At 43.5% G+C, this 24008-nt stretch carries 27 protein-coding genes; 17 read left to right on the top strand and 10 right to left on the bottom strand.

Going from position 1 to position 24008, the window contains the following annotated elements:
- The first annotated feature begins 92 nt into the window (after positions 1 to 92).
- The 8 genes from KPL72_RS17500 (at position 93) to KPL72_RS17465 (ending at position 7474) form a co-directional block, all read left to right on the top strand.
- On the top strand, positions 93 to 1010 hold the full coding sequence (locus KPL72_RS17500; protein ID WP_219703892.1) for a carbohydrate ABC transporter permease: 918 nt from the start codon (positions 93 to 95) through the stop codon (positions 1008 to 1010).
- A gap of 9 nt (positions 1011 to 1019) precedes the next feature.
- The gene (locus tag KPL72_RS17495) at positions 1020 to 1913 is read left to right on the top strand and encodes a carbohydrate ABC transporter permease (RefSeq protein ID WP_212917743.1); all 894 of its coding nucleotides are present in this window, start codon (positions 1020 to 1022) and stop codon (positions 1911 to 1913) included.
- Positions 1914 to 1917: 4 nt separating this feature from the next.
- Complete coding sequence (locus KPL72_RS17490; protein ID WP_219703891.1) at positions 1918 to 2991, top strand: ABC transporter ATP-binding protein; 1074 nt, start codon at positions 1918 to 1920, stop codon at positions 2989 to 2991.
- 38 nt (positions 2992 to 3029) lie between these two features.
- A complete protein-coding gene (locus KPL72_RS17485; RefSeq protein ID WP_219703890.1) occupies positions 3030 to 3794 on the top strand; it encodes a sugar phosphate isomerase/epimerase family protein in 765 nt (254 codons plus the stop codon).
- On the top strand, positions 3791 to 4930 hold the full coding sequence (locus tag KPL72_RS17480) for a Gfo/Idh/MocA family protein (protein ID WP_219703889.1): 1140 nt from the start codon (positions 3791 to 3793) through the stop codon (positions 4928 to 4930). The genes KPL72_RS17485 and KPL72_RS17480 overlap by 4 nt, the downstream gene beginning before the upstream one ends.
- 9 nt (positions 4931 to 4939) lie before the next feature.
- Positions 4940 to 5995, top strand: coding sequence for a sugar phosphate isomerase/epimerase family protein (locus tag KPL72_RS17475; RefSeq protein WP_219703888.1), 1056 nt, complete (start codon positions 4940 to 4942; stop codon positions 5993 to 5995).
- Between the two features lie 4 nt (positions 5996 to 5999).
- The gene (locus tag KPL72_RS17470; protein WP_219703887.1) at positions 6000 to 7136 is read left to right on the top strand and encodes a Gfo/Idh/MocA family protein; all 1137 of its coding nucleotides are present in this window, start codon (positions 6000 to 6002) and stop codon (positions 7134 to 7136) included.
- A gap of 116 nt (positions 7137 to 7252) precedes the next feature.
- On the top strand, positions 7253 to 7474 hold the full coding sequence (locus KPL72_RS17465; protein ID WP_219703886.1) for a VF530 family protein: 222 nt from the start codon (positions 7253 to 7255) through the stop codon (positions 7472 to 7474).
- Here KPL72_RS17465 and KPL72_RS17460 read toward each other — a convergent pair.
- From KPL72_RS17460 to KPL72_RS17450, 3 genes are all read right to left on the bottom strand, one after another.
- On the bottom strand, positions 7471 to 8469 hold the full coding sequence (locus tag KPL72_RS17460; protein WP_219703885.1) for a GGDEF domain-containing protein: 999 nt from the start codon (positions 8467 to 8469) through the stop codon (positions 7471 to 7473). The two genes, KPL72_RS17465 and KPL72_RS17460, sit on opposite strands and share 4 nt — an antisense overlap.
- A gap of 68 nt (positions 8470 to 8537) precedes the next feature.
- Positions 8538 to 9587 carry a GGDEF domain-containing protein gene (locus KPL72_RS17455; RefSeq protein WP_249411692.1) on the bottom strand — a complete coding sequence of 350 codons (1050 nt, stop codon included), beginning with the start codon at positions 9585 to 9587 and terminating at the stop codon, positions 8538 to 8540.
- An 82-nt stretch (positions 9588 to 9669) separates the two neighbouring features.
- Positions 9670 to 10146, bottom strand: coding sequence for a LabA-like NYN domain-containing protein (locus KPL72_RS17450; RefSeq protein WP_219703884.1), 477 nt, complete (start codon positions 10144 to 10146; stop codon positions 9670 to 9672).
- A 167-nt stretch (positions 10147 to 10313) separates the two neighbouring features.
- Between KPL72_RS17450 and KPL72_RS17445 the strand changes: the two genes are divergently transcribed.
- A complete protein-coding gene (locus tag KPL72_RS17445) occupies positions 10314 to 10691 on the top strand; it encodes a DUF4870 family protein (RefSeq protein ID WP_219703883.1) in 378 nt (125 codons plus the stop codon).
- A gap of 58 nt (positions 10692 to 10749) precedes the next feature.
- Here the strand turns inward: KPL72_RS17445 and KPL72_RS17440 are convergent, their stop codons facing one another.
- On the bottom strand, positions 10750 to 11685 hold the full coding sequence (locus KPL72_RS17440; RefSeq protein ID WP_219703882.1) for a hypothetical protein: 936 nt from the start codon (positions 11683 to 11685) through the stop codon (positions 10750 to 10752).
- A 120-nt stretch (positions 11686 to 11805) separates the two neighbouring features.
- Here KPL72_RS17440 and KPL72_RS17435 point away from each other — a divergent pair, with 120 nt between their 5' ends.
- Positions 11806 to 13212 (top strand): amidohydrolase, encoded by a 1407-nt coding sequence (locus KPL72_RS17435; RefSeq protein ID WP_212917754.1) that lies wholly within the window; start codon positions 11806 to 11808, stop codon positions 13210 to 13212.
- 235 nt (positions 13213 to 13447) lie between these two features.
- Positions 13448 to 14731 carry a ribonuclease J gene (locus KPL72_RS17430; protein ID WP_249422322.1) on the top strand — a complete coding sequence of 428 codons (1284 nt, stop codon included), beginning with the start codon at positions 13448 to 13450 and terminating at the stop codon, positions 14729 to 14731.
- A 6-nt stretch (positions 14732 to 14737) separates the two neighbouring features.
- Here the strand turns inward: KPL72_RS17430 and epmB are convergent, their stop codons facing one another.
- Entirely contained in the window at positions 14738 to 15781 is a 1044-nt protein-coding gene (epmB, locus tag KPL72_RS17425; protein ID WP_249422321.1) for an EF-P beta-lysylation protein EpmB, read from the bottom strand.
- 187 nt (positions 15782 to 15968) lie between these two features.
- On the opposite strand from epmB, the gene efp reads away from it, so the two are divergent.
- Entirely contained in the window at positions 15969 to 16544 is a 576-nt protein-coding gene (gene efp / locus KPL72_RS17420; RefSeq protein ID WP_168827528.1) for an elongation factor P, read from the top strand.
- A 95-nt stretch (positions 16545 to 16639) separates the two neighbouring features.
- On the opposite strand, the gene KPL72_RS17415 is transcribed toward efp, so the two are convergent.
- Complete coding sequence (locus KPL72_RS17415) at positions 16640 to 17542, bottom strand: LysR family transcriptional regulator (protein WP_219703880.1); 903 nt, start codon at positions 17540 to 17542, stop codon at positions 16640 to 16642.
- Positions 17543 to 17667: 125 nt separating this feature from the next.
- On the opposite strand from KPL72_RS17415, the gene KPL72_RS17410 reads away from it, so the two are divergent.
- From KPL72_RS17410 to KPL72_RS17400, 3 genes are read left to right on the top strand one after another with little or no spacing between them, the layout of a single operon-like run.
- A complete protein-coding gene (locus tag KPL72_RS17410; RefSeq protein ID WP_212917757.1) occupies positions 17668 to 18234 on the top strand; it encodes a hypothetical protein in 567 nt (188 codons plus the stop codon).
- A 6-nt stretch (positions 18235 to 18240) separates the two neighbouring features.
- A complete protein-coding gene (locus tag KPL72_RS17405) occupies positions 18241 to 18495 on the top strand; it encodes an Atu4866 domain-containing protein (RefSeq protein ID WP_212917758.1) in 255 nt (84 codons plus the stop codon).
- Positions 18485 to 18655 (top strand): S1 domain-containing protein, encoded by a 171-nt coding sequence (locus KPL72_RS17400; protein WP_430010745.1) that lies wholly within the window; start codon positions 18485 to 18487, stop codon positions 18653 to 18655. The genes KPL72_RS17405 and KPL72_RS17400 overlap by 11 nt, the downstream gene beginning before the upstream one ends.
- An 80-nt stretch (positions 18656 to 18735) precedes the next feature.
- On the opposite strand, the gene KPL72_RS17395 is transcribed toward KPL72_RS17400, so the two are convergent.
- On the bottom strand, positions 18736 to 19146 hold the full coding sequence (locus tag KPL72_RS17395) for a winged helix-turn-helix transcriptional regulator (protein ID WP_212917759.1): 411 nt from the start codon (positions 19144 to 19146) through the stop codon (positions 18736 to 18738).
- 131 nt (positions 19147 to 19277) lie between these two features.
- On the opposite strand from KPL72_RS17395, the gene KPL72_RS17390 reads away from it, so the two are divergent.
- Complete coding sequence (locus tag KPL72_RS17390) at positions 19278 to 19802, top strand: nuclear transport factor 2 family protein (protein ID WP_212917760.1); 525 nt, start codon at positions 19278 to 19280, stop codon at positions 19800 to 19802.
- A gap of 114 nt (positions 19803 to 19916) precedes the next feature.
- Here KPL72_RS17390 and KPL72_RS17385 read toward each other — a convergent pair whose 3' ends face one another.
- A complete protein-coding gene (locus tag KPL72_RS17385) occupies positions 19917 to 20357 on the bottom strand; it encodes a DoxX family protein (RefSeq protein ID WP_219703879.1) in 441 nt (146 codons plus the stop codon).
- A 317-nt stretch (positions 20358 to 20674) separates the two neighbouring features.
- Between KPL72_RS17385 and KPL72_RS17380 the strand changes: the two genes are divergently transcribed.
- Positions 20675 to 21403 carry an SDR family oxidoreductase gene (locus KPL72_RS17380; RefSeq protein ID WP_219703878.1) on the top strand — a complete coding sequence of 243 codons (729 nt, stop codon included), beginning with the start codon at positions 20675 to 20677 and terminating at the stop codon, positions 21401 to 21403.
- A 57-nt stretch (positions 21404 to 21460) separates the two neighbouring features.
- On the opposite strand, the gene KPL72_RS17375 is transcribed toward KPL72_RS17380, so the two are convergent.
- Entirely contained in the window at positions 21461 to 22453 is a 993-nt protein-coding gene (locus tag KPL72_RS17375) for an NADP-dependent oxidoreductase (RefSeq protein ID WP_219703877.1), read from the bottom strand.
- A 112-nt stretch (positions 22454 to 22565) separates the two neighbouring features.
- On the bottom strand, positions 22566 to 23990 hold the full coding sequence (locus KPL72_RS17370) for an aminotransferase-like domain-containing protein (RefSeq protein ID WP_219703876.1): 1425 nt from the start codon (positions 23988 to 23990) through the stop codon (positions 22566 to 22568).
- Between the last annotated feature and the right edge of the window lie 18 nt (positions 23991 to 24008).

Here is a 24008-nt window from a genome sequence, read left to right as displayed (position 1 = left end):
CTGTTAATTGTCCTAAGTCTACATACTTAGTTGAACGGCTTTTTAGTGGGCTGTCCTGGCGGTCAATTCTTGCGTTTCAAAAGGAGTTTCAAATGGAAGAGACTACGGCTACTTCAATAAAAGTATCGACCCCGCGACGTACGAAACGAATTCAAATTTCTTCGTTATTAGCAAGTGCGCCCATGGCGATTGTTGCAATTGGCGTATTTGTGGTTTGTGTCGGTTATTCGGTGATGCTTTCGTTCACGAAATCACGCTTGTTTCCAAACTTTAATTGGGTCGGATTAGACCAATATGAACGCCTCTGGGGAACGTCCCGGTGGGTGGTGTCTGTAGAAAACTTATTTTTGTATGGAATTTTATTCATTGCCTTTTGTTTAGTCTCGGGCTTTTTTATGGCGGTGTTTCTTGATCAGAAAGTCCGTTTTGAAAGCGGCTTTAGGACTTTGTTTTTGTATCCCTATGCGATGTCCTTGGTTGTAACGGGTCTAGTTTGGCAATGGATGATGGAACCTTCTCTTGGCGTTCAAAATGTTATTCAACGTATGGGTTGGGAATCATTTGAATTCGCGCCTTTGGTTGATCCGCAGTACGCACTTTATGGTGTATTAATCGCTGCCGTTTGGCAGTCGTCTGGGTTAGTAATGGCTCTGATGTTGGCAGGTTTACGAGGCATTGATGGCGAAATTTGGAAAGCGGCTCGTGTGGATGGCATTCCAACATGGAGGACCTATCTCTTTATCGTTTTGCCAATGATGCGACCAGTGATGATTACTTCTGTGGTGTTGCTCGCTGTTGGTGTGGTGAGGGTTTATGACCTTATTGTCGCGCAAACGGGTGGCGGCCCTGGTATGTCGACGGAAATGCCTGCGAAGTTCGTTATTGATCACATTACAGCCCGTGGCAACGTGGGCTTAGGGATGGCTGCGGCGACCATGATGTTACTTCCAGTGCTCTTGGTCATTGGTCCTTGGATTTATCGCGAATATGTTCGTCCAACGAAACATTAGGAGTCGATCATGGAACAGATTCAATTAACTGGCCCACATGGGCCAAAGCCGAAAAAAACTACAGTCTCACGGCTTGGCGTTTATTTATTTTTATTCAGTGCTGCCGTTTTCTTTTGTATTCCTTTGTACGTGATGTTGATTACATCGCTAAAAGGCATGCCTGAGATTCGCTTAGGGGAGCTTTTTGCGTTACCTGGTGACCCAAGTTTTGCCGCATGGGTAAAAGCGTGGGGAGAGGCCTGCTCTGGGGTGGAATGTAATGGTATTCAAACAGGATTTTGGAACTCCGTAAAAATCACTATTCCGAGTGTGGCGATCTCTATCATTCTCGGTTCTATCAATGGTTATGCCTTGTCATTTTGGCGTTTTAAAGGCTCAAATGTATTGTTTGGTCTTTTGTTATTTGGCGCCTTTGTGCCTTTTCAAGTGGTGATCTTTCCGCTGATCATTTTCCTTCGTGAGGTGGGACTTTATGGTTCTTTAACTGGGATTATTTTGATTCACACCATCTTTGGTATGCCGATCATGACCTTGTTATTCCGCAATTATTTTTCATCTTTACCCGATGAATTATTTAAAGCTGCGCGAGTAGATGGCGCAAATTTTTGGCAGATCTTCTTTCAAATCATGATGCCTTTATCTATTCCTGTAACGGTTGTTGCAGTGATTTTACAGACTACAGGCATTTGGAATGACTACTTATTGGGGCTGATTTTTGCCGGTCGAGAGAACCTACCAATGACGGTGCAATTAAACAATATAGTGGCAACGACATTTGGCGTACGTGAATACAACGTGAACATGGCAGCAACGATTCTTACGGCACTGGTGCCGTTGGCTATTTACCTGTTGTCTGGCAAATATTTTGTGCGTGGCATAGCGGCTGGCGCGGTGAAGGGGTAAGACGATGAACAGTATATCGATTAAAGAGTTAGATCTTAAATACCAAGATGCCCATGTTTTAAAACACCTTAATCTTGATATTAAAAAGGGGGAGTTTTTGGTTCTTTTAGGGTCTTCTGGTTGCGGGAAATCGACCTTGCTCAATTGCATTGCTGGTTTGTTGGATATCACCGCTGGGCAGATCTGGATCAACGATCGCAACGTGACATGGGAAGAACCCAAAGATCGCGGAATTGGCATGGTTTTTCAGTCTTATGCCTTGTATCCGCAAATGACGGTGGAAAAGAATTTGTCTTTTGGCTTGAAGGTCAAAGGTATGGCAAAAGATGAGATTCGTGAGCGAGTGGATCGTGCTTCTAAAATTTTGCAAATAGAGCCACTTCTGCATCGCAAGCCATCCGAATTGTCTGGTGGGCAGCGTCAGCGTGTGGCGATAGGTCGAGCTTTGGTACGAGATGTGGATGTCTTTTTATTCGATGAGCCTTTATCGAATTTGGACGCTAAATTACGGGCAGATTTGCGCGTAGAAATAAAGCGCCTGCATCAGCAATTAAAAAACACCATGGTGTATGTGACTCATGACCAAGTGGAAGCGCTTACGTTGGCGGATCGAATTGCCATCATGAAGGACGGCGAAATCCAGCAATTGAGCACTCCAGCGGATATTTATCATAAACCCTGTAACCTGTTTGTCGCGCAATTTATTGGTTCGCCGAGCATGAATTTATTGGAAGGTCGTGTCGTTGGCGAAAACTTTGTTTATCAAGATTATCGCGTCAACTTAATGGGTTATGAGTTTATTAATCAAGGTGATCATGACGAGAACTCTTTTTTGGGAATTCGCCCTGAGCATTTGGCGCTTGGGCCTCGTGACGGCTATGTAAAATTGACCTCTGCCAAGATTGATATCTTAGAGCCAATGGGTGATGAAACCATTGTTTGGTTTGATTTTATGGGCCGTAAATGGTCAGTAAAAGTTCATGGAGATCATCAGCTTAAGTGGGATGAAGACGTCGATATTTATCTTGATCCGAAAAAAGCTCATCTCTTTTCTAAGCAAAGTGAAGTGCGGCTTTAAGCCAACAATCATCGCAATAAAAATAAAAAGGAAACGATATGAACGAATTTTCATTTCAGCTTTATAGCGCCCGTAATACTCAATCTCTTGATGAAGTATTTGCTCTTTTACATCAAGCTGGTTATCAGCAAGTGGAAGGCTATGGTGGTTTGTATGGCCAATTGGATGAGCTAAAAAGCTTATTAGAAAAACACCAATTGACCATGCCAACAGGGCACTTTGATCTAGCTATGTTGGAAAACAACATACAGCAGGCTTTGTATATCGCGAAAACCTTGAATATGCACACGATTATTTGTCCTTATATTTTGCCAGAGCAACGTCCTGACAGCGCGCAAGGTTGGTTTGAATTGGGGCAGCGTTTAGAGGCTATTAGAGAAAGAGCCATCAACGCTGGTTTTGAATTTGGCTGGCACAATCATAATTTTGAATTTGAGCCTCTAGCCGATGGTTCTTTGCCAATGACGTGGATTCTAGAAGGCGGCCCGAATATTAAATGGGAGATGGATGTGTCTTGGGTGGTCAAAGGCGGACAAGATCCCGCTAAGTGGCTAAGCAAGTATCGTGAGCGTATTTGTGCTGTGCATTTAAAAGACATCGCGCCAGAAGGGGAGTGCCAAGATGAAGATGGTTGGGCGGACTTTACTCACGGAACCTTGCCTTGGCGAGACTGGTGGCCCGTGGTGCGTTCAACGCCAGCCAATGCGTTTGTGATGGAGCATGATAACCCTAATGATTTATCACGTTTTGCGAATCGTGCATTAACGGGCGCAAAAGCTTTATTAAAAGGGGCGACAGCATGAAAACTATTTTGAATGTTGGACTGATTGGTTGTGGCAATATTTCGGACAGTTATTTTTCTTTGGCTCCGCAATTCTGTGGTTTTAAGATTGTTGCTTGTGCCGATTTAAACGCTGAGTTAGCGGCAACGAAAGCACAAAAATACGGCGTTGAAGCGCGCAGTGTAGATGAATTATTAGCCTCTCAAGATATTGATATTATTGTCAATTTAACTATCCCCGCAGCACATTATGCGGTAAGCATGCAAGCTCTTGAGGCTGGAAAACATGTTTATTCAGAAAAGCCTTTGGTTCTAAGCCTTGAAGAAGGGCAAAAAATGAAAGCGCTTTCACTCAAGAAGGGGCTAAAAGTCGGGAGTGCCCCTGACACCTTTATGGGTGGCTCCCATCAGTTTGCACGGCATTTACTGGACAAGGGAGAAATTGGCGAAGTGTACTCAGGTACTTGCCATGTGATGAGCGCAGGAATGGAGAGCTGGCATCCTAATCCGGACTTTTTCTTTAAGGCGGGTGGCGGTCCGATTCTCGATTTAGGGCCTTATTACATTGCCAACTTGATTCAGCTGTTAGGGCCAGTAGAGTCGGTGATTGCCAAAACAGCGATTCCTCGTAAGCAACGCAAGATTACCAGCCAACCAAGATCTGGTGAGATGATAGAAGTGGAAACTCCAACGACAATTCACGCTATTTTAACGTTTGAAAATGGTGCAGTTATTACCTTGGGGGCTAGTTGGGACGTGCAAGCCCATCAGCATTCTCACATGGAGTTATATGGCAACAAAGGTTCTATGTATTTGCCTGATCCTAACTTTTTTGGCGGAAAAGTATTGCTGATTCAAGAAGGCCGAGAAACACCTTTGAAGGTGTGGGACCACCCGTTTGGCGTGCCAAATCAAATTCATGGCGAGTTCGCAAAGGCGAATTATCGCACCGCAGGTTTGGCTGAAATGGTTATGGCGATCCATATGGGGCGTGATCATATGTGTTCGCTGGACAGAGCTTTACATGGTGTGGAAGTAATGACGGCGATTTTGGCGTCAGGTGAGAGTGGACAATCCATCAAGATGACCACCCATTGTGATCGCCCGCGAGCACTTGATCCTGAGGCTGCCAAAGCCCTGCTTGCCGCTTGTTTTTAGGAGGACGTTATGAAAACGATACAAGGACCGGCTATTTTTTTAGCGCAGTTTGTTGGTGATGAAGCCCCCTTTAATAGCTTTGATGCTATTTGTGGCTGGGTTGCCTCATTGGGTTATAAAGGCGTGCAAGTTCCCACCTGGGACAAACGCCTGATGGATCTTGAGCAAGCTGCAAACAGCCAAGAATACTGTGACGAGCTAACTGCGACAGCAGCCAAACATGGCATAGTAATTTCGGAATTGTCTACGCATTTACAAGGTCAGCTGGTGGCAGTGCATCCGGCCTATGACGAAGCGTTTGATGGCTTTGCAGATCCGAGCGTAAGAGGCAACCCCGCCGCACGCCAAGCGTGGGCGGTGGAGCAACTTAAAATGGCAGCTAAGGCGTCACAGCGTCTTGGTTTGACGGCTCATGCAACCTTTTCCGGCGCTTTGGCGTGGCCTTATTTTTACCCTTGGCCACAACGACCAGCAGGCTTAGTCGAAGAGGCGTTTGCAGAACTGGGTCGACGCTGGAAGCCAATTCTTGATGTGTTTGATGAAGCTGGTGTAGATCTTTGTTATGAAATTCACCCCGGTGAGGATCTTCATGATGGTGTGACTTTTGAGCGTTTTCTAGACGAAGTGGATCATCATCCACGGGCGAATATTCTTTATGACCCCAGCCATTTTGTGTTGCAGCATTTGGATTATTTGGCCTTTATCGATCATTATCATGAGCGTATCAAAATGTTTCATGTGAAAGACGCAGAGCTGAATATGAATGGCAAATGCGGCGTTTACGGTGGTTTCCAAAACTGGGTAGATCGTCCTGGACGTTTTCGTTCTATCGGTGATGGCCAGGTGGATTTCAAAGGTATTTTTTCTAAGCTCACCGCTTATGATTTTGCTGGCTGGGCGGTGTTGGAATGGGAGTGTTGTTTAAAGCATCCTGAAGAGGGTGCCCGTGAAGGCGCGCAACACATTCAAGACTTTATTATCCGAGTAACGGATAAGGCCTTTGATGATTTTGCTGACAGTGGTATCGACGCACTAGCGAACCGAAGAATGTTGGGACTGGAGTGATTTTATGACTGAAGCAAGCAAACGCCGATTGCGCCTTGGTATGGTTGGCGGCGGTGAAGGTGCGTTTATCGGTGAAGTCCATCGGTTTGCTGCGCGTCTTGATGACCATTATGAGCTGGTGGCTGGGGCTTTATCGAGCCAATCAGATAAAGCAGAGCGTTCAGCACAAGCGCTTGGAATTACTCGATCCTATGTGGATTTTGAAGAAATGGCGCGTCAGGAAAGTGAGCGTGAAGATGGTATTGAAGTGGTATCCATTGTGACACCTAACCATCTACATGCCCCCGTGGCGATGGCGTTTTTAAAGCGAGGTATTCACGTAATTTGTGATAAGCCTTTGACCGCGACTCTTGAAGAGGCGGAAGTGCTATATCAAGCCGCAGAGGCAAGTCAGGCGCAGTTTTTGTTAACCCATAATTATTCCGCTTATCCTATGGTACGCGAAGCGCGTGCCATGGTTAAAGCAGGTAAATTGGGTAATATTCGTTCTATTCAAGTGGAATACGTACAAGACTGGTTGACGGAACCATTAGAACAAACGGGTAACAAACAAGCCACTTGGCGCTCTGATCCTGCGCAATCCGGTATTGCAGGTTGTATGGGAGATATCGGCAGTCATGCTTATCAATTGGCGTGTTTTGTTGCTAATACTCAGGCAAAAGAGGTCTTGGCGGATTTATCCAGTTGGGGGGAAGGGCGTCAGCTTGATGATGAAGCTAATATTTTGATGCGCTTTAAAAATGGCGCGAAAGGGAGCTTGTGGGCGAGCCAAGTCGCTCCCGGCAATGAGAATGCCTTGTCGTTGCGGATTTATGGCGATAAAGCCGGCATAGAGTGGCGACAGGAATCGCCTAATGAGCTGATTTATTCGGTGTTAGGTGAGCCAAGCCAACGCCTTCGACGAGGCAATAGCTACTTGAGTGATGCGGCCGCATCGGTTTCCCGTATTCCGTCCGGTCATCCCGAAGGCTATTTAGAGGCGTTTGCGAATTTATACCGAGAGTTTGCTGAGCAACTGTTTACATCCACTCCGAATTCTAATTTACCAACATTGGCAACGGGGTTACATGGAATGCGATTTATTACGGCTACCGTTTATTCGAGCCAAAATAATTGCCTTTGGGTTCCGATTGATGGTTAGCGTAAAGTTATTTTAAGTATAAAGCCGGGTCAAGCCGCATTATGTTTAGGCGGCTTTTTTCGGCTTGCTGTATACTCTCGGTTAAATTGCTAATTGAGTCATAGGAATAAATAGATATGGTCGGAACACAAGCTAATAACCCCTTGCATGGTGTGAAATTAGAGAAGGTTGTCACGGATCTGGTGGAGCATTACGGTTGGGAGGAGTTGTCGATTCGTATCAATATTAATTGTTTTAAAAGCGATCCATCGGTTAAGTCGAGCTTGAAGTTTTTGCGCAAAACGCCTTGGGCGAGAGACAAGGTTGAAGCATTATTTCTGGATACTTTTAGCCGTTAACAGCAGACTCTATTTCGCCCTTCGTGCTTGGCTTGATAGAGTTTTTCGTCTGCAGAGCGAAGAAAATCGGTAAATTCATGCTCTGGTCGTAGTGAACTGATGCCAATACTGACTGTTAGTTTGATCGGTTCGTTGTGGCTGAAGAAAATCCCTAGCTCTATCGTCTTTCTGATTTTCTCTGCCCGTTCTTGGGCTTCTTCATCACTAATATCTTTTAGTAAAATAACAAATTCTTCGCCACCTAAGCGATATATTTCCTTTACTTGAGTGGATTGCATAAGCAGATCGGCAACCTTTGTCAGTACTGTGTCGCCAATATCATGCCCATATTTATCATTGATGTGTTTGAAGTGATCAATATCAATAATGAGCATGTGAATGCTTTGAAAGTTTTTATGGATAGCTCGAAAATCGGCTTTTAGGGCATGACGGTTTTTAAGGTTTGTTAAGTCGTCTTGTAATGCAAGTGAGTGTAGAAAAGCACTGGTTTTTTGGCGTTGCACTTCATAGATATGGCAGACAAGCCAAATGGAGCAATAGACTAAGGTAAAGTTGAATACTGTTCTGTATGGCATGAATATATTTGTGTCAGTACGTAGAAATATGACTACAGCACAGAGGAGCACAATAACCGCACTAAAAACAAAACCTTTTCTCAGGCCAAATAAGCTGTAGTACCAAAAAGGTAAGGCAAGGCCCCAATAGGTCGCCCCTGCTACCAGCTCCATGATGGCAATAGATAGTAGAATATTTAAGGTTAATAAGGCGAGAAGAGTATAGCTATGCCAAGGTCGGTAAAGGCCATTTGATGACTTATAAAAGCAATAGCCGCCAAATACTGCGACGGTGAGTTGAACGCCCCCAATTCCCAATTTTTGCAGGATTGCCATATTCAGTAAAAAATAGACGCTGTTTAATACGCAAATTAACGCGCTTAGCCATTTGTGGAATTCCTCTGGTGATACAGAGGAATACGGATAACGTCTAGTACTCATTGACTGATTCGCTTAAGCACAATAGGTGTAAAAAACTCGTTAATAATCGGGTATTGCTACAAATGCCGCTAGACCGCTTCGGTAACACTCATAGCACCATAGTGAACTAAATTACGCCCTTTATTCTTTGCTGAGTAGAGGTTTTTATCGGCGACTCGTAAAAATTCTCTAAAGGATTGGCCTTTTTTGAGTTCTGCTATGCCAATACTCACGGTAATTTTTATGTTTTTCTGGTGAGTTCTAAACACTGTATTTTCAACTGTCTTTCGGATTTTTTCTGCAAAATCAAATGCTTGAGTAGATGTGTGGTCCTTTAATATAATTAAAAATTCTTCTCCTCCGATACGATAAATCTCATCATTATCTGTGCAGTAACGCAATAATTCAGCCATCTCAATCAGTACAGAATCACCTACATCATGTCCGAATTCGTCATTAACTTTTTTGAAGAGATCAATATCAATAATTAGAAGGCGTGTTTCTTCTTGTTCTTCTTGAAATGGATCCACTGGATCTTTATTGAAATCGTCAAAAAATAGCTTCAGTGCATGGCGGTTTTGTGCGCCTGTTAATGGGTCTTGAAAGGCCATTTTTTCTAGTAGCAGACTACTTTTCGCATATTGGGTTTCATATAAATAGCAAATTGCGTAGGACAAGAAATAAGCCAGTACGAAATTTAGAACCGATCGGTAGGGAATTAAATCAGTAGTATCGGATTTTATAAACAGAATCGATATGGCTGGAATGGAAAGGAGAATTGTATAAAAGAGCCCCAGTTTTGGTCCTGTAAGTAGGCAATACAAAGGTGGCAAGATAAGTAACCAGTAAATAGAACCAGCCCTTAGATCTGCAAAATAAAAAGCATAAAAGACGGTTGTTGTTAGAGAAAAAATTAGCATATAGCTATGCCATTTATATATTTTTCCTTGATAAGCAGATCTAAAAAAATATAAGTTTAACAGGCCAAAAATAGCTTCTATGGCGCCAATAGTGGCTTGGTTTAAGATAGCAACATTAAGAAAGCTGAAAAATAGTATGAGTACACCTGTGACTAGACTTAGCCACTTATGTAGGGTGTCTCTTGTTTCTAATAATAAGAAGTTTGTTTGAGATGTCATTTCGTCACTTTCTGTATATAAAATAATCAGTAAGGATTTTTAAGAGGACATATTCTCTCTTAAAAATATAGACGAGTTTTATCTATTTAAGTAACAATTTGTTACTGACGGCGGTGAAGTCATCGGCCGCATTGATTAATGACTGTGCTGTTAAGGATTCAACGCCGTAAACTTCTACTCTGGTTTGGTATTTTTCTCTGAGAGTTTTAGCGAGAATATCGAAATCCCCATCCCCTGAAAGCAAAACAAGCACGTCGCTGTCTTTACCATGTTCTATGCCATCGATGGCAATACCCACATCCCAGTCGCCTTTTGCTGAGCCATCCGAGCGCTGAATAAAGGGCTTCAATTTCACCTCAAAGCCAATTGCACGTAAAATATTTTGAAACTGACGTTGTTTTTCATCACCTCTGTCTATGGCGTAAGCAATGGCTTTGACGACATTTCGACCTTCAGTGGCCTGTTGCCAAAAGGTGTTGTAATCGAAAGAGCGTCCAAAAGCTTGTCTCGTGGTGTAATAGACATTTTGAACATCGACTAAAATCGTCACATTTGTCATGGTATTCCTAGGCGTTATGGGTGAAAAACAGAGTGGGTACAGAGCACGTTACAAGTATTCGTATTGAAAAGAAATCATAAAACTGAATAAGGAGAGGGAGATAATTTTAAAAGCATCCCCATTATGCTTATTAGACACATTTTTATTGAATAACGGAGTATTGATATATGTCCGGATTTGAACCTGATAATCGTTTTAGGCAGTTAACACCGCGAGAGGAAAATGCAAAAAGCAATGTAGTGATTGCCTATATTTTTATGTTGCTAGGCGTTTTTACCGGTGTCTTTTGGTTGATTGGTGCGATATGGGCCATGGTGAAAGCGGATGAGGCTCGCGGAACACTGTTTGAAGATCACTATGCCAATATCATTAGTACTTTTTGGTGGGGGATTTTTTGGAGCGTGATTGGCGTGATACTGGCGTTCTTTTTTATCGGCTACATCGTGTTATTTGGTGTTTGGGTTTGGTCGATTTTCAGAATGGTAAAAGGCATTGCCAGAGCGACGTCTAACCAGTCTTATCGAGAAATGTTTAACCCATTTTAGAGACTCGATAATTTTTACAGCCCATGTGTACAGACACTTGGGCTGTAATTTTTGCTTATTAATCGTTCGATAACGTCATTTTACTGTCTTTATAGAGCATGCCTTCGCTGGCTAGTAAAGCAAGTTCTTTTAAGCTGATCGCTGAAGAAGGTGATAGGGTCAGACTTAGCTTTTTTGGTTGCTTCAGAAACGCTAGCAACGTCTCGGCAATATGCTCCGCTTCTTCCGAGTCAGCTGGCGCAAGCCCTAATGCTTGGCATATGTTTTCTAGTCTGTTCAACTGGTTCTCTGGGGAGTCTTGTAAGATAACCGATGGAGGAAACAGGTGAGAGATTAATCCTGACTCTTCGTATCTTACGTCCAAAGAATGCAGTTCGATGGCATCACCATAGATGATTGGCAGTGCTTCGGGTTGACCCAGTGCAAAAGACGCAAGCACATCAGAACGTAAATCAGACATAACGATGCTGTTGTCTAACAGGTTGATTTTAGAAGTCAGGTCGAGCTTGCCAAGATCCTTTATATCTAATTTGAAATGAGAGGAGACGTTTTCGCCTTCTACCTTGGAAGTAAAAGAACCTTTTCCAAGCAAGGTATCAACTCCCGCGGCGCGCATTAGGCCTCGTGTTTCACGAGACAAGCTGTCTATTGGGCTTTTTTGGATCCAAAAATCCACATTTAAATCTGGGTATTTAATCGGATAGCTATTCAACGAAATTCTAGCGAAACGCAACCACGGCGAATTTTCGTTGCCAAAGCTGACATTTTCTAGAGACGGCGTCAGAGTGAATGGGTCAAGATGAATGCTTTCGTAATGAACAAAAGGTGCTAAACCAGATTGATTAAGCTGTTCTTGAATTTTGTCTTCGGCGTATTGTGTTCCAAAGCGCTGCACCAGATAGAGTACCAAAATAGCCAAACAGGATAATAAAATGAAGTAGGTTAAGGCTTTGCCAAGACCACTTTGAAGTTTGGTGACGATGTTATTATTCAATTTCTAATCCTAAAGTTAGAACATGCTTTTTGTGTTGGAATGAAACATGCAAGTATTAAACAATGTCGCCGTCATTGAAGAGCGACCTATTTGGAACATTATCTAATAAAGGGCAATCGAATGCAGTTTAAAAAAAGTGTCTTATTGGCAGTATTAGCAACGACGACGTTATCTGTGCCATCTTGGGGTGCAGAATCTGTCGATTTGTTGATCAAAGACGCTACCGTTTTGACCATGGATAACAGCAAGACGCTTTATCATCAGGGTGTGGTCGCCATTAAAGGTAATAAAATTTTCGCGGTTGGCGACGCGTCATTAGCGTCTCAATTTGACGCAAAAAAAGTCTTAGATGTGCAAGGTGATATTGTTATGCCTGGCTTAATTAATACTCATACCCATGTATCTATGACGGTTTTACGTTCTTTAGCAGACGACGTACCAGATCGATTGCATCGTTATATTTTCCCTCTTGAAAACAAGCTGATTACCCGTGATATGGTGCGTATTGGCGCTAATCTTGGCAATGTCGAGATGTTGCGTGGCGGTGTTACTACTTATGCAGATATGTATTATTTTGAAGATGAGGTAGCGAAAACAGTCGATCAAATTGGTATGCGAGCTGTACTTGGTGAAACTGTGATTAAGTTTCCGGTCGCCGACGCTAAAAATGCCGAAGAAGGTATTAACTATGCGTTAAAATTCATTGACGAGTACAAAGACCATCCGCGTATTACGCCAGCGTTTGCGCCTCATGCTCCTTATACAAACACCACGGAAGTGTTACAGCGAGTAGCTAAATTATCCAAAGAAAAAAATGTACCCGTATTGATCCATTTAGCCGAATCTCACACTGAGCAAGAAAAAATTGCCGAGCGAGCTGACGGTAAAAGCCCTGTTCAATATATGCATGATATTGGTGCTTTGAATGAGCATTTAGTTGGCGCTCATATGATCCTAGTAGACGATCATGATATTGAGCTTGTCAAAGAAAGTGGCATGGGCGTGGCGCATAACATGAGCGCGAATATCAAGTCGGCGAAAGGTGTTTCGCCTGCTTTAAAAATGTACGACGAAGGCGTGCGCATTGGTCTAGGGACAGATGGTCCAATGTCTGGCAATAATCTAAGTACCATTGCTGAATTTGGGCAGGTTGCTAAAGTCCATAAATTGGTTAATCAAGATCGTGCGGCAATGCCACCAATTAAAGTCATTGATATGGCGACCATGGGGGCAGCAAAAGCGCTTCATATGGAAGACCGTGTTGGTTCATTAGAAGTCGGCAAACTAGCTGACATTATCGTAGTGGATACCAAGGCTCCACATATGGTACCTATGTATAATCCTTACTCTGCTTTGGTTTATTCTGCTTACCCTAGCGATGTTCGACACAGCATAGTCGATGGCAAAATCCTCATGGAAGACAAAAAAATTCTCACCGTAGATGAAGCTGCTATCTTGAAAGAGGCTCAAGACTATACTCAAACCGTACGAGATACAGTGATAGCTAATGGTGAAGAAGTTTTATAAAGCATCGTTTATATATTCTTGATTCGATAAAACCTCTTTTTACCTAAAAAGTAGAAAGAGGTTTTTTATTTTAGTTTCTTTTATCCAATCGTAACGAGCGCGCTGGGATATTTACGAAAAATGCGTACCATAGAGCCAATTGACCTGTATTCACAAGGAGTGCGTTATTTCATCTTTGATTCCCTCGCAAGAGGATTTGTGGTTTTTGCCTTTAGGAGGCACCGGCGAAATTGGCATGAACATGAACCTTTATGGTCATGACGGCCAATGGTTGATGGTGGATTGTGGTGTTTCCTTCAATGAACCGTTAGCGCCTGATGATTTGCGGACTTCTGAGATTGTTTGCGCAGACCCACGTTTTATCACCGAGCAAAAAGAACGTTTAGCTGGCATTGTGATCACTCACGCTCATGAAGATCATGTGGGCGCTTTACCTTTTTTGTGGCGACGTTTTAAATGTCCTGTTTACACTACGGCTTTTACCGCAGAGGTTTTGCGTCGTAAGTTGGTTCAAGTGGGTTTGACCGATCAAGTGCCGATTATTGAAGTGAAAGAAAACGAAACCAAAAAGATTGGTGTGTTTAATGTCAAATGGTTGGGATTGACTCATTCTGTTCCAGAACCTTATGCGATGACCATCGACACGCCTGCTGGTCGTATCTTTCATACGGGTGATTGGAAAATCGATAAAAAGCCGATTTTGGGTGATGCGTTTTCTTCCGCAGCCTTTCAAGCATTAGCCAAAGAAAATATTCTCGCCATGGTGTGTGATTCTACCAATGCGCTAAAAGAGGGTTTCTCGCCATCTGAAAGTGATTGTTATCAGGGCTTATTAAAAACCATTGAGGCAGAAAAGAACCGTGTTGTAGTCGGTTGTTTTAGTAGTAATGTTGCTCGTTTAGTGGCATTGGGGCAAGTCGCAAAAGAGACAGGTCGTTACCTTGCCTTGATCGGAAGATCGCTGACAAACATGGTTAGCGCGGCACGGGTGACAGGTCATTGGCCAGATGATTTACCGATTATCGACGCCGCGCATCTCGGCTATTTACCAAGAGAAGAAGTATTGGCGGTGGTCACAGGAAGCCAAGGGGAACCAAGGGCGACCTTGAACCGATTGGCCGCCGATAATTGTTTTGATTTGAGTCTTGAAGCCGATGATTTGGTGATTTTTAGTTCCATGCGCATTCCTGGCAATGAGCAGGCTATAGACAGATTAGCCGAGCAATTTAAAGGTCGGAAAATCCGCACCTTGCAAGCCCATGAAACCGACTTAACCATTCATGTTAGTGGTCATCCTTGCCGAGAAGAGCTTAAGCAGCTTTATACTTGGGTGCAGCCGCAATTAGCGATTCCCGTTCATGGTGAGCCGAAACATTTGGATGCTAACGCTGACGTGGCGAAGCTCAGCCATGTGCCTGATCAATTGATCGGACGAAATGGTGACTTATACCAGCTTGCGCCAAACGTAAGTATTCGACGTCAGCAAGTAAAAGTCGGTCGTATTGCGCTGCTCAGATAAAGCGAATCAGTCCCCAAGTAGTGGTGCAAACATGCTTTTCGCTGGTTTGCCGGGGATTTCCTTGGCGAGCCTTGGCACTAAATAACCTGGCAATTCAGCGGCGACTTTTCCCATCAAGCGTTGCGCATCTTCGATGGAAATATCAAAGTGTGCCGCGCCCTCTACCGGATCTAGCGTGAACATGTAGTAAGGCAAAATTCCTGCATCAAACACGGCTTCGCTCAAATTGACTTGAGCTTCTACGGAGTCGTTCACGCCTTTTAGTAGAACGCCTTGGTTGAGCAAGGTAACGCCCGCTCTTTTCAGCTTATAGGCTGCCTCGGCAAGTTCTTCGTCCATTTCATTGGCATGATTAATGTGCCACACCATGACAATGTTTAGGCGACTTGCCTTGATCCACGCCAGCATGTCGTCGCAAACGCGGTCAGGAATTACTACTGGCAAACGTGAATGAATGCGCAGACGTTTTATTTGTGGCAAGGCATCAAGCTTGCGGACTTTGTCAGCGAGCAAAGCGTCTTTCATCATTAAGGGATCGCCACCACTTAAGATCACTTCGTTGACTTCTGGATGGGCTTTTAGATAGTCGATTACCGAGTCCCATTCTGCTTGCGCCAATTGATTATCGCCATAAGGAAAATGGCGACGGAAACAGTAACGACAATTTACCGCGCAAGTGCCAGTCGTAATCACCAACAAACGGCGTTTGTATTTATGCACGATGGCTTTTTGTGGATTGTGGTCTGCTTCTTCTAATGGATCCTTTGTGTAACCTGGAACCTTTTGCATCTCTGCGATGCTGGGTAAGACTTGCAGCAGCAGCGGATCGTTAGGGTTGCCATATTCAATGCGCGACAAATAAGGGCGAGGCACCAATAATTTGAAGCTCTGATGCGCTTCTATGCCTTGTTGAGCAAGACTTTTTGGTAAGCCTAAATGCTCAACCAGTTCAGGTAAGGAGGTTAGGGCCTGTGACAGGTGCTGCGACCAGCTTAAATTGTTCTTTGTTTGAATAGGGATCACGTCAAATATCTGCAAAATTGTGTTCATTTGGGTTATGATTGCGCCAACTTATTTTGGCCTACTCGGCCAGTGGCTCTCAGAGATCTTTGCAAACGCTCTTTTTATTTGTCTATTTAGTGGTTCTAAATGATATAAAAAGAAGTTTGCAGAGATCTTGGGACTGACATGATACGCCAGTCAGAGCCTTTTCTCTAAAAATATACTGTGAGGATGTATGGCTAATATTTCTACCAGCGAAATGCGCAGCGGTTCTAAAGTAATGGTCGACAACGATCCATGTGCGATTATCGACAACGAACACGTTAAACCAGGTAAAGGCCAAGCCTTTAACCGCATCAAGCTGCGTAACCTAAAAACAGGTCGCGTTTGGGAACGTACTTTTAAATCTGGTGATACACTAGAAACTGCTGACGTAATGGACACCGATATGGAGTACTTGTACACCGACGGCGAGTTCTGGCACTTCATGGCTGTGGATGGTTCTTTCGAACAACACGCAGCGGATGAAACAGCTGTTGGCGACACGATCAAGTGGCTTAAAGAGCAAGAAAAATACGTTGTAACTTTATACAACGGTGCGCCATTGGCGGTTGCTGCTCCTAACTTCATCGAGCTTGAAGTAAAAGAAACTGACCCTGGTGTAAAAGGCGATACTGCTAACGGCGGTTCTAAACCGGCTTTCTTGGTGACTGGTGCTATGGTTCGCGTACCACTGTTTATCAACATCGGTGAAGTATTGCGTGTTGATACTCGTACTGGCGATTACGTTTCTCGCGCTACAGGCAAGTAATTCCTGAATTTGCGTAACGAAGATGAAAGCCCCGATAGGAAACTATCGGGGCTTTTTTTATACGATTGTGAACTGTTAGATAGCTAGCTTGGTAATCAATTCGTTTGTTTCCAAGATTTTACAAAATCTACCATGGCCCTTAATTTCGGAGACATGTTTTCTCGGTTTGGGTAAAAGAAGTAAAAGCCAGAAAAAGTTGGCAGAAACTCTTCGAGTAAGGGGACTAGTTTGCCTGCCTTAATAAAGGGGCGGAAGGTTTCTTCTGTCGCAAAAGTGATTCCACCCCCAGCCAGTGCAACGCGCAACATTAATCGGAAGTCATTAGTGGTGATTTGAGGCTCTACCGACACCTCAAAGTCTTTTTCGTTTTCACTAAACTCCCAATAATAGGGGCGATTGTTTAGCTTTGGGCGCCAACCAATGCAGCGATGATTGAGTAAGTCTTTAGGGTGTTTTGGAATACCTTGCTGCGCTATGTAGTCTGGCGAAGCAACAGCCATATCTCTTTGTAAGCCGCAGATAGGCAGGGCGATCATATCTTGTTCTAGGCTGTCACCAAGACGAACTCCTGCATCAAAGCCTGCTTTTACAATATCAAATTCATCATCGGTGACTGTAATATCCAACTCAATGTCTGGGTACTTTTTTGAAAACTCGACAATAAACTTTCCAGATAAAAAAGGTTCTGCAATAGAGGTCGAAGCTATTCTTAGTAATCCTCGTGGGGATTTGTGGCTGGTAATATCTTCTAAAGAAGAGTTCACATTCTCTAATTGGGGGCGCATTTGGCTGTAAAGATGTTCTCCTGCTTCAGTTAGTTTCACGCTTCTTGTGGTTCGGGTAAATAAAGCGATGCCTAGTTGATCCTCAAGCTTTCTAATCATCTGACTGACTGCAGATCGTGTTATTCCTAATCTGTCGGCTGCTACTCGGAAATTGTGTTCTTCCGCGACGGCGATAAAAACTGGCAGGATATTCAGGTCGATTTTCATTGTCATAATTTGCTTACCAATATGTCAAGTAATGGCTATCTACTCTAATCAATATCACGTTTTTATAATGTTAAAGCAAGTTGAGACATAGCAATGTCTCGATTCTACTCTGACAATATAAAAGGTGATCTATGACACATCTCAAATCGACTCTTTCTCTAGTACTTTTTTTTAGTTTAGGTTCTGTGCAGCTACAAGCAGCGGAGCATACTTGTGCACAAACTGGTGCAGACTCTCCATTGGAACTTCATAAGCATTGGATTATGAAGGGGTGGGAAAAAAAGACAGATGCCCCCGAGTTCATTTTTGCTACTAAAATGAGCCGTTACTATAACTTGCAAGACCCAGCGGGTATTTATTGGGATAACTTTGCCCCAGGTGATAATCAGTTGTTTGATAATGCCGCGATCTATGGTGCTAACTGGGAGGGCTTACAAGCAAACGCTGAATCAGTTACACATGCTCTGACAGAAGGGCATAGTGAACTTGTTGGCGATAAGGTTTCGTCAACAACCATCGGGTTTGTTGGCACAATAACGCAAAAAAGTGGTGGAGTTATTCCATTTAACGGACGTTCTCAATTGGGCTGGAGATGTGATTCTGGCGAATGGAAGATTCATCAAGAACTGAATTATGCGTGGGTTGTTGAAGCTAAAGATATTGCACATTACTACGATGCGATGAAAAAGGAACATTGAAAGATTATGGCTAAAAAAGAGCCAGAGGTTCCGCATCCTTATGTCGGTATGTGGATGACAGAGGATAGCTACATACGACATCAACTATTACCTAATAACCGTTATATTGAAGCAAGAGGGAATAAAGAAGTGGCTTATCAAGGGCGCTATCGAATTTCTGGCGATTATATCGAGTATTGGGATGACACAGGTTTTACTGCTGATGGCACCTTTATAGATGGAGTGCTTTATCACGCTGGTATGATTTTGTATCGTCAGTAAAATAGTAGACACTGCCAATATATGTTGTTTAAAAAATACCGCAAACGGCGGTTTTAAACCGGCTTTCTTGGTGACTGGCGCTATGGTTCGCGTACCACTGTTTATCAACCTCGGTGAAGTATTGCTTGTTGACTATGTTTTTCACGCTACAGGCAAGTAATTGCTGAATTTGCGTAACGAAGATGAAAGCCCTGATAGGAAACTATCGGGGCTTTTTGTCTTTAAACGGCTGTTTTTTCATCAAACGGCATTCTGTTTAAATTCTACTCGTGCGGCACGAATGGCATCATGATTGGCGTCAGCCCACTTGGTTAATTGTTGTAATGGCTCAAGCAGCGAGTGACCAAGAGCAGTTAATTTGTATTCCACACTTGGTGGCACCGTTGGGTAAACATGGCGACTGATAAAACCATCATGCTGTAAATCTCGTAATGTTTGGGTCAGCATGCGTTGTGAAATATCGGGAACTGCGCGACGTAATGCGCTAAATCGGTGGGCTTCGCTTGCTAGCGTCAGAAGTAGCAACATACTCCATTTGCCTCCAATCCTATCTAACACGTCGCGAATTGGACAAGCTTCAAATGCTTTTGTGTTCTGTTTATTATGCAGTGGCGTTATTGACTCAGGGTTTGTTTGATCTGAATTGTCCATTAGGTAGTTACCTCTATGTTACTTACTGCTTAAAAACTGCCTTATTTACAATGGCTCATTAGTCTCTAATATATATCTAGTATTTTAAATAGACTAACAAAGAGTAACGATTTTATGCAGGAGATAACCTTATGAAAAGAGTCTTTTTGGCGGCTTTCCTCGCTGCTGTGACAAATATTCCAGCGTACGCTGAACAATCTGCCGCCATTTCCCCTGCTACTCCTGTCGTGGCTAGAGCCGATGCGGATGCTTTGTTTGTCAGTGATGACCCAAAACTGCATGCGAATAAACAGGTAGTTTATAATATTCTGAAAGTGTTATTAGAAGCGAATCAGTGGGATAGGGCGTCAGAATTTATTGCCAAAGATTATATTCAACATAACCCAAATGCGGCGAATGGGCGTGATGCCGTTGTGTATTTTTTCACTGAAATACTTAAAACTAAGCCTAAGCCCGTTGCAGATAAGTTGAATTGGCCAGTAGCAGAAGTGATGGCTGAAGGTGATCTAGTTACCGTGATCACACCTCGTAAGGTAAAAACTGAAAAGGGTACTTACACCACCGCTTGGTTTGATACTTGGCGTATAAAAGATGGCAAAGCGATGGAGCATTGGGATTCTTCATTGATGAATGAAAACCCAGACTTGAGTCCATAACCCCAGGTAGTCCTATTCGCATTTCCCTTTTTCTTGATCTGATTTTCATAACGTATAAAAAGCCTCGATACCTTTCAGTATCGAGGCTTTTTACATTGCTTTTAGAAAGGGTAACTATTTAGCTGAAAGCGCTTTATCAACAGAGAAAGAGCCTGCACCGCTAAATACCAAAGAAACAGCAACAACTAAAAGCGTTAGGGCGTATTCGTAGCCATTGTTTGCCATAAACAAACCGTTTGAGATATGCACAGAGAAGATCGCCATTAGCATAGTGAAAGCAACAACTGCAGAAGCTGGACGAACAAGCAAACCGATAACCAGTGCTAAGCCGCCAAAGAATTCTGCACTACCTGCTAAAAGGGCCATTAAGTAGCCAGGTTCTAGACCAATAGATGCCATCCACTGACCAGTACCTTCTAGACCGTAACCGCCAAAAGCACCGAACAATTTTTGCGCGCCATGTGCCATTAGGATTAGACCCACTGGAATACGCAAAATTGTGCTAGCGATACCAGAAGTTGTGTTAGTGATTTTTTGGATTAACGATGTTGTCATTTTCATTTACCTTAGTGTTGGGTGGGTGTTACTTAATATGTAAGCACTATATATAAAAAAAACAGAATAGTGTAACGGAGTATTTTGAGGTTAATGATCAAAAAAATTGAACTATCATAATTATCTACGACCTTTATTTCATTTTTAAGTGTAAGGCTATCTTTTGCATACTCTTTTTTACATGTGACACTCTGTGTAATGCTGATGTTTTAAAAGGTTGATTTGGATTAGTTATAGACAAAAAAGTAGCAGAGTTTACGGTCTATAGGATGGTAGCGTGTTGTCATATTAATTAATAACAATAAGCAGGATAAGACATGTCTAAATCATTAACAGGAAAAATTGCCGTCGTCACTGGTGGTGCGTCAGGAATTGGATTGGCAAGTGTTGAAGGTATGATTGCTGAAGGGGCGAGGGTTGTTATTGTTGACCGTGATGAGGCAGCATTACAAGCCTTGCAAGACAAGCATGGCGACTCAGTCATGACTCTTTCTGTCGATTTGTTAGATCCAGCTGCTTGCTCGGCGATGGTTCCGCGAATTTTAGAAAAAGCCAATGTGATTGATATTTTTCACGCCAATGCGGGTTTGTATGTGGGCGGTGATTTAGTTGATGCCGATAATGACGCCATAGACCGAATGTTGAATCTGAATATTAACGTAGTTATCAAGAACGTGCGTGATGTCTTGCCGCATATGATTGAACGAGGTGTTGGGGATATTTTAATAACCAGTTCGTTAGCGGGTCATTTTCCGACACCTTGGGAACCTGTTTATGCTTCGTCAAAATGGGCGATGAATTGTTTTGTGCAAACGGTACGTAGACAGGTCAGCAAACACGGTATTCGTGTAGGCTCGGTGTCTCCTGGCCCAGTTATTACCTCTTTGTTATCTGATTGGCCTGCGGAAAAGCTGGCAGAAGCCAAGGCAAAAGGTAGTTTAATGGAAGCCAGCGATGTGGCTGAAGCGCTCATCTTTATGCTTACGCGTCCTCGTCATGTGACGATCCGAGATGTGGTGATGTTGCCATCACAATTTGACCTTTAGCTAGAAGCCTTTGCACGACAACTAGGTTCGTGCAAAGGTTTTTCTATGTGATAGCCGTTATAGCTTAACGATCAACTTGCCGGTATTTTTACCTTCAAAGAGTAGGTTAATGCCGCTTGTCGCGCTTTCAATGCCTTCAATTACGTGAGCACGATATTTTAATTCGCCTTTGCCTAACATGGCGCCTAGTGCTTGGCCGTACTCAGGAATGCGATGGAAATGATCTGGCATAGTGAAGCCTTGGATAGTTAAGCGACGCTTGATGATACCAACCCAGCTTGGCCCTGGTGCAGGCTCGGCTTTTTGATAATCGGCAATGAGACCACATACTGCAATGCGGCCATGAGGATTCATGCGTTCAAAGATAGGACCTTGTGCCAAACCACCCGTATTTTCAAAGAAAAGATCTATGCCGTTTGGCGTTGCTAGTGTTAGTTGCTCAACAAAGTCTGCGTCTTTGTAATTAATCGCATGATCAAAGCCAAGTTCTTTGGTTAACCATTGGCATTTTTCATCAGAGCCCGCCACGCCAACAACCGTTAAACCTAGATTCTTAGCCATTTGACCGACAAGAGAGCCAACTGAACCTGCTGCCGCGGTGACGATAAGCGTCTGACCTGCTTCTGGCTTAAGCACTTCAAACACACCGTGATAAGCCGTAATACCGGGCAGAGCGATGACGGATAAAATTGCTGCAGCCGGTAATTCTTTTGGAATAACGTTTAAGCCATTACCATCACTGATTGCATATTCAGTCAGACCCATAAGCCCCATAACACGAGCGCCAACAGGGAATCGTTCATTGTTGGATTCAACGACTTCACCTATGCCGCTGGCGCGCATGGTACCACCTAATTTTACAGGCGGAATGTAGCTGTTTTCGTCAGGGCTCATCCAACCACGCATGGCTGGATCTAAAGAAAGGTGAGAGAGTTTTACCAATACCTCGCCTTCTGCTGGTGTTGGGATATCTTGAGTAACAATATCGAAGACATCTTCGGTGATTTCTAATTCAGGGCGTTTTATCAGTTTTACGGAACGGTAAGACATATCAAATATTCCTCTTAATGTTTTTCTAAATGCTTACCTAGAGAGGTTGGGCTGTTTTTATTGATCTAAAGGTTAGGATTGAAGGAGTAAATGTGCAATCGATCCAATCTTATTAAGTCTTTATTCTCATCAAACTGTTGATTATTTCGCACAATCGCATCAATTGTTGATAAGTACTGTGTTTATCCCCAGTATTTTCCAGCGGCCAACCGCAGTTTATACGCAAGCAATCGTGATAGAAGTCGTGGGTGCTGAAACAAGCGCCGCTGCGTATGTCGATGCTCTGTTTATTGGCTTCTTTTTCAAGCTGTACAGCATTTAAACTGGGGATTTGCACCCAAAGCACAATGCCGCCTTGTGGCGTACTGATTTTCGCTGTGGCGGGTAAGTGCTCGAGCAAAAATTGTTGATAATGGTGGATGTGTTGGTTCAACACCGTACGTATTTTATTCACATGAGAGCGATATTCACCGGTGTTGATAAATTCCGCCATGCAAGACTGTATAAGTCCGTTCACGCCAAAGCTGGTTAAGGCATGTTGATTGAGATAAGGCGTTAAATATTGACCCGGAACACACCAACCAAGTCGCAGTCCTGCGGCTAAGGTTTTTGAAAAAGATCCGCACCAAATCACATATCCCTCTTTATCCCAATATTTTGCTGGCAGAGTTAGTTGTTTCTGGTGGCTCAATTCGAAATAGACGTCGTCTTCTATCATCGGTGTTTTGTATTGCGTGGCGAGTTTGGCAAGAGCTTGTTTTTGCTCAACGGGCAGCGTCATACCGGTGGGATTCATATTTGATGTGCTGAACAGCGAGGCTTTAATCAAACCTTGTTGCATCAAGGTTTCTAGATGGTCTAAATCCAAGCCTTGGTCGCTAATGGGGATTTCAATCACTTTGCGCGACAAAGCGCTCAGCAAATCGAGCAAGCCACTAAAACAGGGGGAGCTAATGGCAATAGTGTCGCCTTCTTTCGTCACGCTTTCTATCGCCAGTTTTACTGCATCGATACAGCCATTGGTGATGACAAAGTCGGCTGCTGAAAAGGCTAGATTGTCATGTCGGAAATGTTCCGCAAGGGCGCTTCTCAGGCCTTTGTCGCCTTGTGTTTCTGGGTATTGAAATAGATGTTTCCCTGCTCGTTGGGTGACACGTTTAATACAGCGTTGCAGTGCTACGCTAGGTTGTAATTCTGGCGAAATCATCGAGGTGCCAAGAGGGCTAAAAAGCGCCGAGGCAGGGTTATAGCCATTTAACGGCGCAAAGCGTTTTGGATCCCGCTGTTCAATACTTTTGATGTCTAAACTTGGAAAGCTGATTGCTTCAATTTGGTTGGCAACAAAGTACCCAGACTGTGGCTGCGCATAAATCCAACCTGTTTGTTGAAGGTAATCGTAGGTTTTAGTCGCGGTAGTCATGCTGACTCGATGTTGCTTCGCCATGGTTCGTAGCGCAGGTAAACGGCTTCCCGCAGGCAGTCTTTGCGCTTTTATATCGTCTATATAATGCTGAGCGAGTGTTTCGTAAAGCGTCATAACCTCTCCAGAAATATT

The sequence above is a fragment of the Marinomonas lutimaris genome, assembly GCF_019426345.1.
Taxonomy (GTDB): domain Bacteria; phylum Pseudomonadota; class Gammaproteobacteria; order Pseudomonadales; family Marinomonadaceae; genus Marinomonas; species Marinomonas lutimaris.
Note: the sequence above shows the minus strand (reverse complement) of the source record. Positions and strands in the feature narration are given on the sequence as shown.